This window comes from Achromobacter semiaridum, from assembly GCF_053543755.1.
In genome coordinates this window covers 49,733-66,408 of the sequence record NZ_JBLVOL010000013.1, presented here as the reverse complement: position 1 = coordinate 66,408, position 16,676 = coordinate 49,733, and the positions used below count along the sequence as shown (strand labels likewise).

12 protein-coding genes are annotated in these 16,676 nt (G+C 67.2%); 6 read left to right on the top strand and 6 right to left on the bottom strand.

Features of this window, described 5'->3' with window-relative positions; all coding sequences use genetic code 11:
- Positions 1–610: MFS transporter (locus tag ACNPP0_RS03995; RefSeq protein WP_448705069.1), on the bottom strand; the 610-nt coding region annotated here is incomplete at its 3' end.
- A gap of 406 nt (positions 611–1,016) precedes the next feature.
- Here ACNPP0_RS03995 and ACNPP0_RS03990 point away from each other — a divergent pair.
- Positions 1,017–4,130, top strand: coding sequence for a WG repeat-containing protein (locus ACNPP0_RS03990; RefSeq protein ID WP_448705068.1), 3,114 nt, complete (start codon positions 1,017–1,019; stop codon positions 4,128–4,130).
- Positions 4,131–4,132: 2 nt separating this feature from the next.
- Positions 4,133–7,012 carry a WG repeat-containing protein gene (locus ACNPP0_RS03985; RefSeq protein ID WP_448705067.1) on the top strand — a complete coding sequence of 960 codons (2,880 nt, stop codon included), beginning with the start codon at positions 4,133–4,135 and terminating at the stop codon, positions 7,010–7,012.
- A 42-nt stretch (positions 7,013–7,054) separates the two neighbouring features.
- On the opposite strand, the gene ACNPP0_RS03980 is transcribed toward ACNPP0_RS03985, so the two are convergent.
- Positions 7,055–7,927 carry an isocitrate lyase/PEP mutase family protein gene (locus ACNPP0_RS03980; RefSeq protein WP_332609993.1) on the bottom strand — a complete coding sequence of 291 codons (873 nt, stop codon included), beginning with the start codon at positions 7,925–7,927 and terminating at the stop codon, positions 7,055–7,057.
- A gap of 100 nt (positions 7,928–8,027) precedes the next feature.
- Here ACNPP0_RS03980 and ACNPP0_RS03975 point away from each other — a divergent pair, with 100 nt between their 5' ends.
- Entirely contained in the window at positions 8,028–8,909 is an 882-nt protein-coding gene (locus ACNPP0_RS03975) for a LysR family transcriptional regulator (RefSeq protein ID WP_448705066.1), read from the top strand.
- Positions 8,910–8,963: 54 nt separating this feature from the next.
- On the opposite strand, the gene ACNPP0_RS03970 is transcribed toward ACNPP0_RS03975, so the two are convergent.
- The 3 genes from ACNPP0_RS03970 to ACNPP0_RS03960 form a co-directional block, all read right to left on the bottom strand.
- Positions 8,964–9,779, bottom strand: a complete 816-nt coding sequence (locus ACNPP0_RS03970) for a siderophore-interacting protein (protein WP_332609990.1) — start codon at positions 9,777–9,779, stop codon at positions 8,964–8,966.
- A 30-nt stretch (positions 9,780–9,809) separates the two neighbouring features.
- Positions 9,810–10,514, bottom strand: a complete 705-nt coding sequence (locus tag ACNPP0_RS03965; protein ID WP_332609989.1) for a PadR family transcriptional regulator — start codon at positions 10,512–10,514, stop codon at positions 9,810–9,812.
- A gap of 70 nt (positions 10,515–10,584) precedes the next feature.
- Complete coding sequence (locus ACNPP0_RS03960; RefSeq protein ID WP_448705065.1) at positions 10,585–11,445, bottom strand: helix-turn-helix transcriptional regulator; 861 nt, start codon at positions 11,443–11,445, stop codon at positions 10,585–10,587.
- 101 nt (positions 11,446–11,546) lie between these two features.
- On the opposite strand from ACNPP0_RS03960, the gene ACNPP0_RS03955 reads away from it, so the two are divergent.
- Positions 11,547–13,013 (top strand): MFS transporter, encoded by a 1,467-nt coding sequence (locus tag ACNPP0_RS03955; protein ID WP_448705064.1) that lies wholly within the window; start codon positions 11,547–11,549, stop codon positions 13,011–13,013.
- Between the two features lie 2 nt (positions 13,014–13,015).
- Here the strand turns inward: ACNPP0_RS03955 and proC are convergent, their stop codons facing one another.
- On the bottom strand, positions 13,016–13,822 hold the full coding sequence (gene proC / locus ACNPP0_RS03950) for a pyrroline-5-carboxylate reductase (protein WP_448705063.1): 807 nt from the start codon (positions 13,820–13,822) through the stop codon (positions 13,016–13,018).
- Between the two features lie 244 nt (positions 13,823–14,066).
- On the opposite strand from proC, the gene ACNPP0_RS03945 reads away from it, so the two are divergent.
- Positions 14,067–15,494, top strand: coding sequence for an FAD-binding oxidoreductase (locus ACNPP0_RS03945; protein ID WP_448705062.1), 1,428 nt, complete (start codon positions 14,067–14,069; stop codon positions 15,492–15,494).
- 72 nt (positions 15,495–15,566) lie between these two features.
- The gene (locus tag ACNPP0_RS03940; RefSeq protein WP_448705061.1) at positions 15,567–16,649 is read left to right on the top strand and encodes an ABC transporter substrate-binding protein; all 1,083 of its coding nucleotides are present in this window, start codon (positions 15,567–15,569) and stop codon (positions 16,647–16,649) included.
- Positions 16,650–16,676 lie beyond the last annotated feature (27 nt).

Genomic DNA, 16,676 nt, shown 5'->3' with positions numbered 1-16,676 from the left:
GTTCGCGCAGCGGTCGCGCCAGGGGCAGCAACAAGGCCAGCAGCACCGAGAACACCAACAACGCGCTAACCCAGCCCCAGCCGCCGATCAACCACTGCGCGGCGGGCACCATCGCAAATTGCCCAAGGCCGCCCACGGCCCCGGCCACTCCCAATGCCCACCCCCGCCGCTCGGGCGGCACCAGCCGGCTTAGCGCGCCGTAGACCGCGGCGAACGCGGTGCCGGACAGCGCGATGCCGATGCACACGCCGGCGCTCAGCATGAAGGCCAGGGGCGTGGCGGCGTGCGCCATGCCAAGCAGGCCCAGCGCGTAGAACACCAGCCCGGCGGCAATGACCTTGGCGGACCCATAGCGGTCGGCCACCATGCCGGTAAACGGCTGCGCGATGCCCCACGTCAGGTTTTGCACGGCCAGCGCCATCGCGAACGTGTCGCGGTTCCAGCCCCGGTCCATCGAGACCGGCAGCAGGAACAGGCCCTGCACATGGCGCACGCCCAGGGCCAGCCCCATGATGATGCCGCCGGCAAGCACCAGCAGCCATAAGTAGGAAGGGTCATGGGAAGGATCGGAGAAAACATCGCGGGTAGACGAAGCAAGCGGCGCTTGCATGGGGAGCCTCTTCGGTCGGCTGCTGCGCCCCGGCACAGGGGGCATCGCGGTTCTATTACAGAGTCGTCGCCAGTTGGCTTCAAGCGATTATTTTTTGCCGCCTGCATGCGGCGCGGGAATGCGTGGATGCGCGGCGGTGCCGCCGAGTAGCCGCCCAGTACCCCCCCAAAAGCAGCGCCCCAAGTGGACACCCAAGCGGATACCCAAGTGGACCCCCAAGCGGACACCCAAGTAGCCACCCGAGTAGGGACGCATTAACGCTTCGTTTTTTATCGTTACATTTACCCCTTTATTGCCTGCTACTGCTGGTTACAGTGCTGCCTTCGCATAATTTGGCAAGGCACCCGACCATGTGGCACGTCCGGCTTGGCTTCCCCTTTTTCGCGGCGCTTGTCCGCGCCTTCGTATGATGCGCGCCGCGATCAAGCCGCTGGCGCTGGCCCTGGCGTTAGCCCTGCCCGCGTTGCCCGTGACCGCGCGCGCGGATTCGTGGCTGGACCAGTGCACTACCTCCTACTACGGACAGGGCTCGGACACGGTCTGCCACCAGGCTTTCAGTGAAGGGCTGGCGGCCGTGCTGACGGGGTCGCGCAGCGATGATGCCGGCGCCTGGGGCTACATCGACAAGCAAGGGCGCATGGCCATCGCGCCTGCCTACACGCAGGCCATGCCATTTCAGAACGGCGTGGCCGCCGCCAGCCAGGGCGACTTGTGGGGCTATATCGACACCAAGGGCCAGTGGGTCATCAAGCCGCGCTATACCAACGCCACGGGTTTCAATGCCGAAGGCACCGCGCTGGTGGAAGACGACGAGCGCGACGTCCTGATCGACCGCCAGGGCAAGGTCGTCAAGACCTTCCCGCTGGGCACGCGCACATGGGGATTCATGCCCGGCCAGAAGCTGGCGTCGATAGAGATGCCCACGCCGCCGCGTCTGATCAACACCACGACGGGCGCGGCCGCCGAGCTGCCCGAAGGCGTGATGATGCTGGCCGCGCCGTCGGCCGGCTACCTGCCCGCGCAGGTACGCGGGTCGCGCTATTCCGGGTGGTGGGGCTTGCTGGATGCGCAGGGCCGCTGGGCCGTGACGCCGCAGGTGCTGCGTTCGCGCGAAGCGCCCATGCGCGACGGCGACGTCGTGGCCGTGCGCCGCGATGAGAAGTGGACGTTTGTGAACCCGCGCGGTGAAGCCATTTCGTCCGCCGCCTACGAGCGCGTGCAGTGGCTGGCGCCGGGCGTGTGGCTGGTGGCCACGGACGACGGCAAGTCTACGTTGCTGGATGCACGCCTCAAGCCGACACATGCATTCACGACGTCGTACATGGGGGTGCAGCAACGCGAAGGCTGGCGCTACCTGTCCGACGCATCGACCACGCTGTTGATCAGCCCCGCCGGAACGATGCAGAAGCTGGCGGTACGCGATGGCCGCGTCGACATCGTGCAGGGCCGCGCCTGGGTCTATGGCATGCCGGCCGACGGCGTGCAAGCCTCGGACGGCAACGTCGATATTGCCGCTGAAGCGGTGGCGGTGGATGCTGGGCAAAATGCGGCAGCCGCTGCGGAAGGCGCCTCCGACGCGTCCAAGCCCGACGCGGACGCGGTGGCGGCGGTCGACACCGCGGCGGTCGAAACCGCGGCGGTCGATACCGCGGCGGTCGACACCGCAGCCGCCGACACTACCGCGGCCGACTCCGCCACCGTCGTCACCGACGTCGCCGAGACCGTCGGTGCGGACCAAGCCGCGGCCGGGGCCGACGTGGCCGACATCCTCAGCTCGGAAGACGCCGCCTCGTACGCCGCCACGGCCGCCAGCGCCGATGGGTCGCTGGTGCAGGTCTACGCGGCCGACGGCAAGCCTTTGCTGGATGCAAACACGGCGCAGCGCCTGCGCGGCTATGACGTCAGCGCGTTTTCGCCGCGTAAGTCGGCCCCGCGCACGCCGGGCAACGCGACCATGCCGCTGGGGCTGCTGCGCGCGCTCAACGGCGATCAGGCGCTGGCCATCCTGACGGTCACCGGCAAGATCGTGTCGAACCCGCAATGGGTCAACATCGACACCTATGACGTGACGATGCCGCTGGTGGTGCGCGCCAAGGACGACAAGGTGGGCGCCATCGACGGACAGGGCAAATGGGCGGTGCCGCCCGAATACAGCGAATTGCGCCCCTTCAACGGCCCCTACACCTGGGCGCGCACGCCCGACATGCTGCGCCGCGACGCCATCCTGATCGATGCGCAGGGCAAGCCGGCGCGCGTGCCGGACGAAGTGGGCGCGGCGGCCTCCGATCTGGACGGCGAGCTGCTGGTCTACCGCGCGGCCGACGATAACCGCGAGCGCCGCTGGGGCCTGTGGAACGTGCGCCTGAACGCGCCCGCCCTGAAGCCCGACTATGAGCGCATCGAGGAATTCGACGACGACTGGGTTCGCGTCCAGGACAAGGACCGTTGGGGCGTCGTCAACCGCCTGGGCCAGTGGGTCGTGCCGCCCACGCACGACAGCGCCTACAACATGGAATACCTGGGCAACGGCGTCATGCTGGTGAACGAGCCCGAAGGCAAGGGCCTGGCCGGCCGCTATGGCGACAGCCCGTACCGCATGGTCAACCTGCGCACCGGCAAGCGCAGCGACATCATCTACGGCAAGCCCGACAAGCTGGCCGAAAACCGCTACATCGGCCAACTGGCTGACGGCAGCGCCGTGCTGTTCGACGCGCAAGGCCGCGCCACCAAAATTACCGACGGGCGCCCCGAAAGCAAAGAGCAGCACGGTGACTGGCTGATCGTGCGCCAGGACGAACGCGAAGGCGCCATCGACGCGCGCGGCACCCTGCAAGTGCCCGCGCTATATGGCGAATTCAACCCCTTCTTTGTGCAGCCCGAAGGCCTGGCGCGCGCCAATCAGGGCTCCGGCTATCGCGTCATCGACCAGCAGGGCAAGACCGTGCTGGAAAAGCGCGGCGACGGCTTCCCGCTGGCGTCCATGCGGCGCGTGCTGTTTACCGACGACAGCGCGTCCAACACGGTGCTGACAGACCTGCAAGGCCGCGAAGTAGCGCGCTTGTCCGGCCGCTATCCCGTGGAATACCGCCACGCCAGCGAAGGCGTGGTGCCGTACAGCGAGGACTACGGCAAGTACGGTTTCCTGGACGCGGCGGGCAAGCGCGTCGTGGGCGCGTACTTCAGCGTGCTGGGCCCGTTGAAACATGGCCTGGCACGGGCGCAACGACTGGATCGCACCGGCAAGCTGTATGGGTTCATCGACCTGACCGGCCGCTACGCCATCCCGCCCGCCTACACCTGGGCGCAAGACTTCCAGGACGAACGCGCCATGGTGTTTCACGACCACCTGGTCGAATTCATCGACACACGCGGCAAGACCACCACCACCTTCGGCGTGCTGTGCGACCAGATCGTGATTTTTGACGCGGAAGAAAACCAGAGCTGGCCGCGCGAAGCCCTGACCTGCTCCGATGCCAAGCGCATCGATCCCCCCGCCCTAGACTCCGCCAAAGCAGAATGACCATGACGTCACGCGTGATCCGCACCACCCGTATCGCCTGCGCCCTGGCCGCGCTGGGCGCATCCCTGTCCGCGCAGGCGCAGACGGGCCATGTGTTTTGCGTCGATGAAGCCCGCTCGCGCAACGACGCCGCCGTCGACGACATTTCCAATCACACGCCCTACACCAACGGCTGCATCCGCAACCTGGCGGACGGACGCGCCGCCGTGCTGCTGCCGTCGGCGCTGGAACCCATGCGCCGCGTGCCGTCGGACGAGTCGCTGCGCCGCCATGCCTGGGGCTTTCTGGACCAGAACGGCCGGCTGGTGATTCGCCCGATCTTTGAATCCGTGCGCGACTTCCGCCACGGCCTGGCCGCCGTGAAGTGGCAAGGCAAATGGGGCTTCATCAACCCGCAGGGCCGCATGGCCGTGGCGCCGCGCTATGACAGCGTGGGCGACTTTGCCCAAATCGGCCTGGCCGTGGCCACGCTGGACGGCCGGCACCTGTTCATCAACCGCCAAGGCGAACCGGTCGGCGATCCCCTGGACCCGGGCATCGACAGCCTGGATCTGGCTGACGGCCTGCCCGCGCGCGCCGCCGTGGCCTTCAAGCCGGAATACCGCTCGCCCACCGGCGAACGCCGCTTCGCCACGCCCGGCGTGGCGGTCAAGCAAGCCTATGGCCCGGACTTGTACATCGCCACCGACGGCGAGTATCGCCAGGGGCTGGTGGACCGCGATTGGAACTGGGTGGTCGAGCCCGTGTACCACGACATTTCCTCGGACCGCGACGGCAGGCTGGCCGTGGCGGATGGGCCCGACGGCGTGGTGCTGCTGGGCACGGACGGCAAGGTGATCGGCGCGGACCAGCACTACGAATCGATGGGCCCCGTGGGGCGCCAATTCTGGAGCGCGCAGCTGGCGGGTCGCAAAGGTTATGCGCTGCTGAACGCGGCCGGCCAGCTGGTCGCCACCCTGAGCTCGGAGCAGGCGCATGCCTCGCAGCGCTTCAACGACACGATCGTGTACCCCTCGGGCGAGACGACCATGGCGCTGGTGCCCGGCCAGGACAAGCCGCTGACGCTGGGCGCGGGCCTGTCGCCCAGCATCGATGAAGAAGGCTTCGTGCTGTTCAGAAGCGAGGCGGGCGTGGGCCTGCTGACGCCCAAGGGTGCGTGGCTGCACGGCGAATCGGCGCCCGCATGGCTGGCGGATATCGGCAACATGGAAGTCCGCCAAGGCCGTCTGTGGGTCAAGAGCCGGGAAAACGCATTGCTGAATGTCGTGGACGCCGACGGCCGCGCGCTGCTCAAGCCCGAAGCCGTGGAAGCCGCGCGGAACATGGAATTGAAGCCGCTGCCGCTCAACCTGCCGGGCGCGCCGCTGGGCATGCTGGGCCAGTCGCACTGCCATTGCGGCCCCGCGGGCGCCGGCTTGCTGCTGGCCGACGGCAACATCGTCGCCGATGCGGCGTGGACGGACCTGGCGCTGCTGGACGCAGGCGACGAGCGGGACGGCGATTCGGCGGTCCTGGACAAGGCCCTCAAGGCGGACCAGCTACGCTACGCCGCGACCACCGCCGACGGCATCCGTCTGCTGGACGCGCAGGGCCGCGTGATGGACCTGCCGCTGCAACAACACATCGGCGCCTTCAACGACGGGTACGCGCTGGTGTACGCCAAGGGCGTGAACAAGATGATCGACCGGGCCGGCAAGCAGTACGACCTGCCCGGCGACGTGTTCGATTCACAGGTGGTCGCGCCCGGTGTCATCCGCTATGTGAAGACCGCCAGCGCTGACGCGCCGTGGGGCCTGTACGACTTTGTGGCGGGCACGGAATTGGCCGCGCCCGCGTTCCAGGAGATCGGCGCGTTCCAGCACGGAAAGGCCGCCGCGTCGCTGGGCGCGGGCCGCGTGGGCGTGATCGACCTGCAAGGCAAGTGGATCGTGCCGGCGCGCCATTATGCCGTCGAGCGCGTCAACGACAAGCTGTGGAAGGTGATGCAGGCAGGCGGGCAGGACGAGGACTACACCCGCCCCGTGGCGCTGTTCAACGACCAGGGCCGCGCGCTGACGCCCTTCATCAGCCGGCTGCAAATCGGCCGCGCGCAAGACGGCAGCGTGACGGCCGACAGCGATCAGCAACGCTGGGTTTTTTCAGCCGATGGCACCAATGCCCTGGACCTGGAAGACGCGCTGTACACGCGGCTGGGCGACTGGCTGGAAATTCGCCGCGCGCCACGCTATGGCTACCTGAACGATCAAGGCCGGTGGCAGATCGCGCCTCGCGCTGCCGTGGCGTCGAACTTCCAGGGCACGCCCGCGCGCGCGCTTGCCTCCGACGACAGCGGCACCCGCCTGATCGATACGTCGGGCAAGACGGTGGCGACGCTGCCCGCCGGCGAATGGGATTGGCCACAAGGCTCGCCGCTTTTGCTGCGGCACTACGAGGTTAATGGCCGGTTGCGCACCGACTATGTCGAACCCGGCGGCAAGACGCGATTGACGGCCGAGGGCGCAACGTCCGCGTTTTCGGAAGGCCAGGCGGTGTCGCTGCTGTCCACGCGCGCAATGCGAGCGCTGGACACCAACGGCACACTCACCGGCCCGGCGTTTAACGCGCTGGGCACGCTGCGCGACGGCCTGGCGCCGGCCCTGGCCGACATGAACTTCGGCTTTGTGGACCGCCGCGGCGAATTCGTGATCGCGCCCGACTACAGCGCCGTGACGCCGTTCTTGAACCAGCGCGCGGTAGTGTCCAAGACGGACGCGTCGGAAATCATCGACCCGGCCGGCCGCGCGTTGGCCCGCGTGCAAATGGTGTGCGGCGTGCGTACGCTGTACGGCAGCGCGGGGCAACGTTTGTGGCCGAACACGATGCCGGCAAGGTGCGATCGCTAATGCGCCACGGTACTGCTGGCGTGCGGGCCGGGCGTTGGACGCTTACTGCGTGTCCAACGCCAGATAGCGCTCTGTCTGCACGATGGCCTCGCGTTCCTTGAAGCTGGTCAGCCGGTCGGCCAGCGCGCTGCTGTCGCCCGTTTGCTTGATGGCCGCCAGCGTGGCTTGCATGGCGTGGATGGCGGCGCGCTGCAAGTCCGACGGAATGATGGCCAGGCGATAACCCATCGCGGCCAGATCGGGCAAGGGCACCAGCGGCGTCTTGCCACCGTAAAACATGTTGATGAGCTTCAGGCCGGGCAGGCGGTCGGCAATGGCGCGGATCTGCTCCCTCGTTTCGGGCGCTTCCACGAAAATCATGTCGGCCCCTGCCTTCAGGTAGCGCTCGGCACGGGTGATGGCGGCGTCAAACCCTTCCACCGCGATGGCGTCCGTGCGCGCGATGACCAGCGTGTCGGCGTCGCTCAAGGTCTGGCGGGCGATGTGCACCTTGCGGCACATCTCGTCGGCGTCCACCAGGCTTTTGTCGTCCAGGTGCCCGCAACGCTTGGGAAACGACTGGTCTTCAATATGAAACGCCGCCACGCCCGCGCGTTCCATGATGCGCACGGTGCGCTCCACATTCGCGGACCCGCCAAAGCCCGTGTCCGCGTCTGCCACTACCGGCAGCCCGCTGGCGTCGACGATCTTTTCCACGCGGTCCATCACTTCCGTAAAGCTCAGCAGGCCGATGTCCGGATATCCCGCCGCGCGGGCGATGGCGCCCCCGCTGGCATAGACGGCGCCAAAGCCCGCCGCCGCGACCAGCCGCGCCGACAGCCCGTCGTAGGCGCCGGGCGCGACCACGATGTCGTGGGCCAGTTGCTGGCGCAGCAGGGCGCCGGGGGTCAGGGAGGGGTTTGCGGACCGCGTCATGGAAACCTTGATCGTTGGGGCAATGTCCGCATGATCGGCCCAGGCGAATAGAATGTCCAATATATGAAATGTTGATAATCAGTACATAAAAGGTATCGATATGGAATTGCGTCATCTGCGTTATTTCGTGGTGACGGCCGAGGCGCAGCACTTCACCCGCGCCGCCGAAATCCTGGGCATGGCGCAGCCGCCGCTAAGCCAGCAGATTCGCCAGCTGGAACAGGAAGTGGGCACGCCGCTGTTTGACCGCACGGGGCGCGGCGTGGTGCTGAACGACGCGGGCCGCGCTTTTCTGACGTGCGCGCATGACATCCTGGCGCGCGCCGACGCTGCGGTGCAGACGGCGCAGCGCGCCGCGCGAGGCGAGGTGGGGGAATTGGCGTTGGGGTTTACCGAGTCGGCGTCGTTCAACGGCGTGGTGACGGAAGTGATACGCCAATATCGCCAGCGCTATCCCGACGTGGATATGACGCTGTCGCAAGGCGATAGCGAAACGCTGGTGGCGCAGCTGCGCGAAGGCACGATTGATGCCGCTTTCGTGCGGCCGCCGTTTGCGCTGGATGGCGGCCTGACGTTCACGCAGTTGACCGAAGAACCGCTGGTGGTGGCCTTGCCGCTGGGGCATGCTCTGGCGCGCCGCAAGCGCCTGGCGCCGAAGGATCTGACGCAGGAACGCTTCATCCTGTATTCGCGCAAATCGGGCTATGGCCTTAGCGCGGACATCATGGCGGCGTGCCGCCAGCATGGCTTGAATCCGCTGATCGGCCAACGCGCGCCGCAGCTGTCATCGGCGGTGAACCTGGTGGCAGCGGGCATGGGCGTGGCGGTGGTGCCGGCATCGTTGCGCCACCTGCGCCCGGACGGCGCGGTGTATCGCCCCTTTGCCCTGGACTGGCCACGCGCGGTGCTTGGGCTGGCGGTGCGCGAAGACGGGGCGGGAGGCCGCGTGGAAAATCTGCTGAGTCTGGCGCGCCAGACATGAAAGACGCCGGCCAGGCGGCGACGCTAACGTGACTGCCCTCGCGCCATGCCGCAATCAGTCTTCATGTGACTCGTGCACCGCGACCGCGCCACGCTTCCAATAGCTTGCGGCGCGGATGCGGGATTTGTCGATGGCGTGCTGCGACACCATGATCTCGCGCACGGCCTTGGCCACCGCGGATTCGGCGGCCACCCAGACATAGCCCTCGCCCGACGGCAACGTCAGTTCGCGCGCCGCTTGCAATAACAGCGTGCTGTAGCCCGCCGCCGTGCCGTTGCGGTGCAGCCAGCGCACCGACGTTTTCGCGTCCGAGGCCAACGGGATCTCGCTATCGGAAGACGGCACTTCGATCAACACGATCGCTTCGGCGGCGGCGGGCAGTTCTTCCAGGCGGCGGGCGATGGCGGGCAGCGCTGTTTCGTCGCCAATCAGCACATGCCAGTCAAAGCCCTTGGGCACCACGAACGACCCACGCGGGCCGCCGATACCCAGCTGCTGTCCGGGCTGCGCCTGTGCCGCCCACGTGCATGCCGGACCATCGCCATGCAGCACGAATTCAATTTCCAGCTCGCGGCGCGCGGCGTCGAAGCGGCGCGGCGTGTAATCCCGCGCGGCGGGCTTGGGCGCGCCTTCGGGAAACTTCACGCCATCGGGGCCCACGCTGGGCAAGGCCGGCGCTTGCGTCGGGTCGGCCGGAAAGAACAGTTTGACGTGGTCGTCGAATGACGCCGAGACAAAGTCCTGCAGGTCATCGCCGGTAAAAGTGACGCGGGCCAGCAGGCCGGCCACGGGTTCGACGCGCACGACGGTAAGGACGCGCATTTTCAGGTTGTGGCGCACGCGCTCCACGGTCAGGTCGCTACGGTTCATCAACACTCCAGATTCGGGAAAAGGACAAGATCAAGCACAGGGCTTGCCGTTGATCTCGTCGGTGGCGCGCGCCAGGATGGCGGCGATCCGGCGTTGTTCGGCGGGCGAGGCGTCGGTGCGTTCCATCAGCGCACGGCGCATCGCGTGGCGCGCTTCTACAAATTCCGGCACCCAGCCGGTGCGTGCGTCCTCGCCTTCAGGGCCCACGCTGCGCGGCTCGCCGCTCCAGGCCTGGCGCATCCAGTCCATTTTTTTGGCGATGTGCTTGAAGCGGTTGAACATCAGCGCAACGCGGTCGCGGTTGGCGTCCAGATGCGCCTTGCCGGCGTCCGCCAGGTGGTAACGCTTCTTGGCCCCGTCTTGCTCGACGGTGGCGTAGCCCAGTTCTTCCAGATAGGTCAGCGCCGGGTAGACCATACCGGGGCTGGGCGTGTAGAAGCCATTGCTCAGGGCGCCGAACGCCTTGATCAGTTCGTAGCCGTGGCTGGGGTTTTGTTCAAGCAGGCCCAGCAGCATCAGTTGCAGGTCGTCGGCCGACACGCGGCGGCCGCGCGTGAAGCCACGGCCATCGCCACCAAAACCATCGGCGTCGCCGCGCCCGTCATCCGGCGGGCCGGAAAACCAATCGCCGCGCGAGGCGGCGTGGTGCGAAGGATGGTGATGGGGGTAGGGGTGGTGATGATGGCGGCGGTGATGGCCACCGTGGCCGGGTGTCTGGAAGTCGGGATGGCGCATGAATGCCTCTTACGATGTATCTTTAGATATAGCTCTTACGATACATCCGCGAAATCCCCGGCGTCAACGTCTACGTTGTGTTGCGTGCCTTCAACCATTGGGCAAACGCTTCCGCCCCTGGCTCGTCCGGCGCCACCGCATAGACCACCAAGCGCAGGTGGCGGCTTTCATCCACGGTCAGCGTGGTGTGCTCAAAGGCAATGTCGCCCAGCGATTCGATATGCAGCCTGCGCTGGCCCATGCAGGCGCCGTGCACGTCGTGCTCGCGCCACCACGCGTGGAAGTCCGGCGACACGGCTTGCAGTTCGTCGACCAGTTCGGCGATGTCGGGCACGCCTGCTGCACTGGCAAAGTCACGACGAAATGTGGACAGCATTGCGGGCGCCTGCGCGGACCAATCCGTAAACAAGTGCCGCATCGCGGGAACGACGAACAACATCCACAACAAGTTGCGCCGCCCCGTCGGCTGCGCCGAAAAATCGAACACGCTGTCCGCGGCGGCGTTCCACATCACCACATCCCAGCGCAGGTTCAGGATGTACGCGGGGCGGGTCGGCAGGTCGTCCATCAGCCGTCGCACCTGCGGCGGCACCGTGCACCAGGTGCGGCCCGCTTCGGCGGGAGGGCGCTGATGGGCCAGGAGGTACAGGTGGCGGCGTTCGGCGGCGTCCAGCTTCAGCACGCGCGCCAGGTTTTCCAGAAACGTCGCGGACACGCTGATGTTGCGGCCTTGTTCAAACCACGTGTACCAAGCCAGCCCCACGCCGGCCAGCGCCGCCACTTCTTCGCGGCGCAATCCGGGGGTGCGGCGCCGGCCATTGGCGGGCAGGCCAAGGTCGGTCGGGCTTAATCGTTCGCGCCGCAATCGCAGGAATTCAGCCAGGTCGGCGCGCGTGCGGTCCAGTCGTTGAGGGGCGGGAGCTAGGGTCATGGGAAGTGGCTATTGCCGGTAGTAACAGCATAAACAGCTAAATTGTATAAGGCTCAAAGCATGGCCAGAATAGCGCCGATCCCCCTCCAATCGGCACTCCCATGACCACTAACGCCCTGCCTTCCCCCTGCGCCACACCGCCCTGCCCCGACACCCGCGTGTTGGGCCCGCTGGGTCTTGGCGTGCTGCTGTCAGGTGGCTTTATCACGATCTTTGACCTCTTTGTGGTGAACGTGGCCATCCCCAGCATGCAGACCACCTTGCCCGCGTCGTTCGCGCAGATCAACTTCATCATCGCCGCCTACGAAATGGCGTTCGGCGTGCTGTTGATCGCGGGCAGCCGCCTGGGCGACCGCCAGGGTCGCCGGCGCTTGTTCAGGCTTGGCATGGCGGGCTTTGCGCTGGCCTCGGGTCTATGCGGGCTGGCCCCCGATGCCAACACGCTTATCGGCGCGCGCGTGTTGCAAGGGGCCGCCGCCGCGCTGCTGTTTCCGCAGGTCTATGCGCTGATACGCGTCAGCTACGACGGGCATGCGCGCCGGCGCGCGTTCGGCCTGATGGGTATGACGCTGGGGCTGGCCGCGATTGCCGGCCAGGTGCTGGGCGGCTGGATCGTGCATGCCGATTTTCTGGGCCTTGCATGGCGCACCGTCTTCCTGGTCAACGTGCCGCTGGGCCTGGCGGCGTGGGCGCTGGCACGCCACATACCTGAATCCCGCGAGGCCCAGGCCGCGTCCATGGACTGGCCCGGGGCCGCGTGCCTGGCGGCAGGGCTGGCCTTGTTGCTGCTGGCCTTGATCGAGGGCCCCGCGCGGCAATGGCCCGCCTGGGCGCTGGCGTGCGGAGCCGCTTCCATTGCGGTGCTGCTGGCGTTCGCGCGCATGCAACGCAGCGTCAAGGCGCGCGGCGGCGCGCCGCTGCTGGACATGGGCTTGATCGCGCAGCCGGGCTTTGCGGCCGGATGCCTGCTGGTGATGCTGGTGTTCTCCACCGCCAGCGCCATGTTTCTTTGCTACGCGTTGTTGGTCCAAACCGGCTTCGGGCTGGACGCGTTGACGGCGGGCCTGATCTTCGCGCCCGCCAGCGTGGGCTTCGTTGCGGGGTCGATGGCCGCGCCGCGCCTGGTGAACCGCTTCGGCACGCCGGCCATTGCCGTTGCGGCCTTGCTGTATGGCGGGGCCACCGCCACCTTGATGCTGAAAGTGGGCATGGCCGGCGCGGCGCTGTCGCCGTGGTCGCTGGTGCCCGCACTGGTGTGGCTGGGCGCTGCGCAGGGCGCGGTCAACACGCCGCTGGTCAACGTGGTGTTGGGCCTGGTTCAAGACCGTCATGCCGGCATGGCGGCGGGGGTCGTGTCCACCTTGCAACAAGTCGGCGCTGCGCTGGGCGTCTCGGCCGCCGGCATGCTGTTTGGCGGCGCCTTGCAAGCGCATGCCGACGCCGATGCGCCCGACCGCTACGCCCACGCATTCGCGACCGCCATGCAGTTCAACGTCGCGGCCATCGCCGTGTCCGTCGCATTGCTATGGTGGCTGGGGCGACACCGCGACACGGCCTCACTGGGCTGAGATCAGCCCGCCGACAGTTCCCGTGCGCGCTCTTGCGCCTTGTGCACGGCGGCGCCGATGGCGTCGGCCACGCCGGCTTCGCGCAAGTGCGTCAGGGCCGCATAGGTGGTGCCGCCCTTGGATGTGACGCGATCCTGCAATTCCGTCAGGGGCACGTCTTCGCTTGCCGCCAGGCCTGCCGCGCCGCGAAAGGCGGCGACCGCCAGGCGGCGCGCGTCTGCCTCGGAAAAGCCCAGCTCGACCGCGCCCTTTTGCAGCGCCGCCATGAAGTAAAAGACATAGCCCGGGCCGCTGCCCGTCACGGCGGTGACAGCGTCGATCATGCCTTCGTTGTCGGTCCAGATGCGCTCGCCCACGGCGGCAAACAGGGCGTCGACGCGGTCGCGCTCGGCGGCGCCGCACGCCGCCGTGGCGTACAGCCCCGTCATGCCCAGCCCCACCTTGGCCGGCGTGTTCGGCATGGCGCGCACAATGCGCGCGTGGCTGCCCAGCCAGTCCGACAGCGAGGCCAGGTCCACGCCCGCCGCGATGCTGACGACCGTGGCGCTGGCGGGCAGATATTCCCGCACCTGGGCGCAGGCGTCCTGCAAGCCTTGCGGCTTGGTCGCCAGCACGCACAGCGTGGCGTCAGCGACGGCCGGTCCCACGCTTTCCTGGCAGGTCAATCCGCGCGCCACAAGAGCGTCGCGGGTGGGCGCGTAGGGCTCGATCACCAGGAACTCGGCCCGCTCACGGCCTTGGCTTAGCAGGCCGTCGATGATGGCGGAGGCCATGTTGCCGCCTCCGATAAAAACGATCTTTTCGCGCATGGGAATCCAGTTCCAAAGAGGCAGGGAAGGCGACGCAGACAGACCGCATATCGCACGATACGATTGTATTTCGCTCATTTGGCGGGCGACAAGCCGTATGTTCCCCGCCCGCCTCGACTAGGACATACCCTGAATTCGATTGCTATACGATTAATCAAATCGAAAAGCGATTTAAGTGATCGTATGCTGTGCCTCAATGCGCTCGGGTTCGTGTGATCTCCGGGCTTCATTCGGGACCACAGACATGACCTACGGCACCACCCTGCTAGACGCGTTGACCCAGGCCCTGGGCGCCGACGCCATCCTTCATTCCGAAGCCGACATGGCCGGCTACACCGAAGACTGGCGCGGCCGGTACAAGGGCCCGGCGCTGTGCGTCGCCCTGCCCGGCAGCACGCGGCAGGTGGCCGACATTGTGCGGCTGTGCAACGCCCATGCCACGCCCGTGTTGCCGCAGGGCGGCAATACCAGCCTGTGCGGCGGCGCGGTGCCGGATGCCGGCGGCACGCCGCCCGTCATCGTGAACCTGGCGCGCATGCGCCGAGTGCGCCGCGTGGATGCCGCCAACAATTCCATGGAAGTAGAAGCCGGTTGCGTGCTGGCCACGGTGCAGGACGCAGCGGCCGCCGAAGGCCGCTTGTACCCGATCAGCCTGGGCGCGGAAGGCTCGTGCCAGATCGGCGGCACCATCGCCACCAACGCGGGCGGCACGGGCGTGCTGCGCTACGGCAATACCCGCGACAACATCCTGGGCCTGGAAGTGGTGCTGCCCGACGGCGCCATCTGGAACGGCCTGACGGCGCTGCGCAAGAACAATACCGGCTTTGATCTGAAGCACCTGTTCATCGGCGCCGAAGGCACCATGGGCATCGTCACCGCCGCCGTGCTCAAGCTGCATCCGCTGCCCACCCGCCACGCGGTGGCCTGGCTGGCGCCGGACAGCCCGCAAGCCGCGCTGGAAATCCTGGGCAGGTTCCAACGCGCCTGCGGTTCGCGCCTGTCGGCCTTTGAAATGATCGACCGCAATCAGCTGGACATCGTGATGGCCCACGTGCCGGGCCGCAAGAACCCGCTGGGCGACACGCACCCGTGGCATGTGCTGGTGGAACTGTCTGACACGGGCAGCGGCGACGAACTGCAAGCGCTGTTGCAGCAGACGCTGGAACACGCGTCGGAACTGGGTCTGCTGCACGACGCCGTGCTGGCCAGCAACGACAGCCAGCGCGCCGCGCTTTGGGAAGTTCGCCACAGCGTGTCCGAAGGCAATAAGAAGGCCGGCGTGGGCCTGACCACGGACAGCGCCGTGCCCGTCTCCAGCGTGCCGCGCTTCATCGACGACGCCACCGCCGCCGTGCGCCGCCTGGTGCCCGACCTGCCGGTGCTGATCGTCGCCCACCTGGGCGACGGCAACGTGCACTTCATTCCCTTCTTCACCTTCGATGCCTGGAACGCCCTGCCCGACCGCGACGCGATGGCCGCCGCTATCCGCCGCGCGGTCAACGATGCGGCCGACGCGCTGGGCGGCACCTTCAGCGCCGAACACGGCGTGGGCCGCACGTCGCTGGCTGAAATGGCGCACTACAAGTCACCCGTTGAACTGGCGATGATGCGCGCGCTGAAGTCCACCTTCGACCCCGCCAACCTGTTCAACCCCGGCCGCCTGCTGCCATGAACGAAGCGCAGCCGCAGCATTAGATCCCCACCCTTGATCCGCAGTCCCTGACCCGACCCGCAGGAGTCTTCCATGAAATCGATCCCCCACAACGCCTCGCGCCGCGCCGCGCTGAAAACCGTGGCCGCCGGCGCCGCCGCGCTGGCCATGCCCATGATCTGGACGCCGTCGCGCGCCGCCTCCAAGCGCATCGTCGTGCGTGATGACGGCGGCATCTACAGCAAGGCCTATGGCGCCGTGTTCTACAAGCCGTTCTCGGAAGCCACCGGCATCCAGGTGGTGGGCGTACAGGCCAACGCCGAACCCACCGCGCAGATCCGCAGCATGGTCGACACCGGCAACTACACCTGGGACATGGCCAAGATCAGCCAGCCCGCCATCCTGATGCTGACCGAAGGCGGCAAGGTCTATCTGGAAAAGCACGGCCTGGAATCCGATCCGGTCGTGGCCACCATCCCGGCGCAATACATGTCGCCCTACGGCGTGGGCAACAACGTCTACACCACCGTGCTGGCGTACCGCACCGACGCCTTCAAGGGCCGCCGCGCGCCCGCGTCGTGGGCCGACTTCTGGAACGTCAAGGACATCCCCGGCCGCCGTGGCCTGCGCAAGCATCCGTTCGACACCATCGAAGAAGCCCTGATGGCCGACGGCGTGCCGACCGACAAGGTCTACCCCTGCGACATCGACCGCGCGCTGGCCAGCCTGGACAAGGTCAAGCCGTCGGTGGACGTGTGGTGGAACACGGGCGCGCAGGTCGAACAGATGCTGGGCTCGGGCGAAGTCGACATGATCGCGACCTGGGTATCGCGCGCGCAATCGGCCATCGCCAACGGCGCGCCGGTGCAGATCGTGTGGGACCAGAACATCTGGGGTTGCGACAACTGGTCCATCCTGAAAGGCACGCCCAACGCCGACGCTTGCCGCGAGTTCATCAAGTTTGCGTCCGACCCCAAGCGCCAGGCCGCGCTGGTCGAGTATTTTGCCGCCGGCGTCACGCAGCCCGCTGCCTTCGACCACATCAAGGCCGACGTGGCGCGCAATTGCCCGACCCACCCCGACAACATCAAGACCGGCCTGCACATCAACGCCGCGTACTGGTTGGACAAGCAGCGCGACGTGCTTGAACGCTTCAACGGCTGGGTCCTGAAATAAGCCATCGGCCGCGCGCCCCCGCCGGGG

Coding starts and splice junctions, on each gene's coding strand:
- ACNPP0_RS03985 (WP_448705067.1), top strand. CDS start 4,133: ATGACGTCACGCGTGATCCGCACCACCCGTATCGCCTGCGCCCTGGCC.
- ACNPP0_RS03955 (WP_448705064.1), top strand. CDS start 11,547: ATGACCACTAACGCCCTGCCTTCCCCCTGCGCCACACCGCCCTGCCCC.
- ACNPP0_RS03940 (WP_448705061.1), top strand. CDS start 15,567: ATGAAATCGATCCCCCACAACGCCTCGCGCCGCGCCGCGCTGAAAACC.
- ACNPP0_RS03965 (WP_332609989.1), bottom strand. CDS start 10,514: ATGCGCCATCCCGACTTCCAGACACCCGGCCACGGTGGCCATCACCGC.
- ACNPP0_RS03975 (WP_448705066.1), top strand. CDS start 8,028: ATGGAATTGCGTCATCTGCGTTATTTCGTGGTGACGGCCGAGGCGCAG.
- ACNPP0_RS03960 (WP_448705065.1), bottom strand. CDS start 11,445: ATGACCCTAGCTCCCGCCCCTCAACGACTGGACCGCACGCGCGCCGAC.
- ACNPP0_RS03980 (WP_332609993.1), bottom strand. CDS start 7,927: ATGACGCGGTCCGCAAACCCCTCCCTGACCCCCGGCGCCCTGCTGCGC.
- ACNPP0_RS03945 (WP_448705062.1), top strand. CDS start 14,067: ATGACCTACGGCACCACCCTGCTAGACGCGTTGACCCAGGCCCTGGGC.
- proC (WP_448705063.1), bottom strand. CDS start 13,822: ATGCGCGAAAAGATCGTTTTTATCGGAGGCGGCAACATGGCCTCCGCC.
- ACNPP0_RS03990 (WP_448705068.1), top strand. CDS start 1,017: ATGATGCGCGCCGCGATCAAGCCGCTGGCGCTGGCCCTGGCGTTAGCC.
- ACNPP0_RS03970 (WP_332609990.1), bottom strand. CDS start 9,779: ATGAACCGTAGCGACCTGACCGTGGAGCGCGTGCGCCACAACCTGAAA.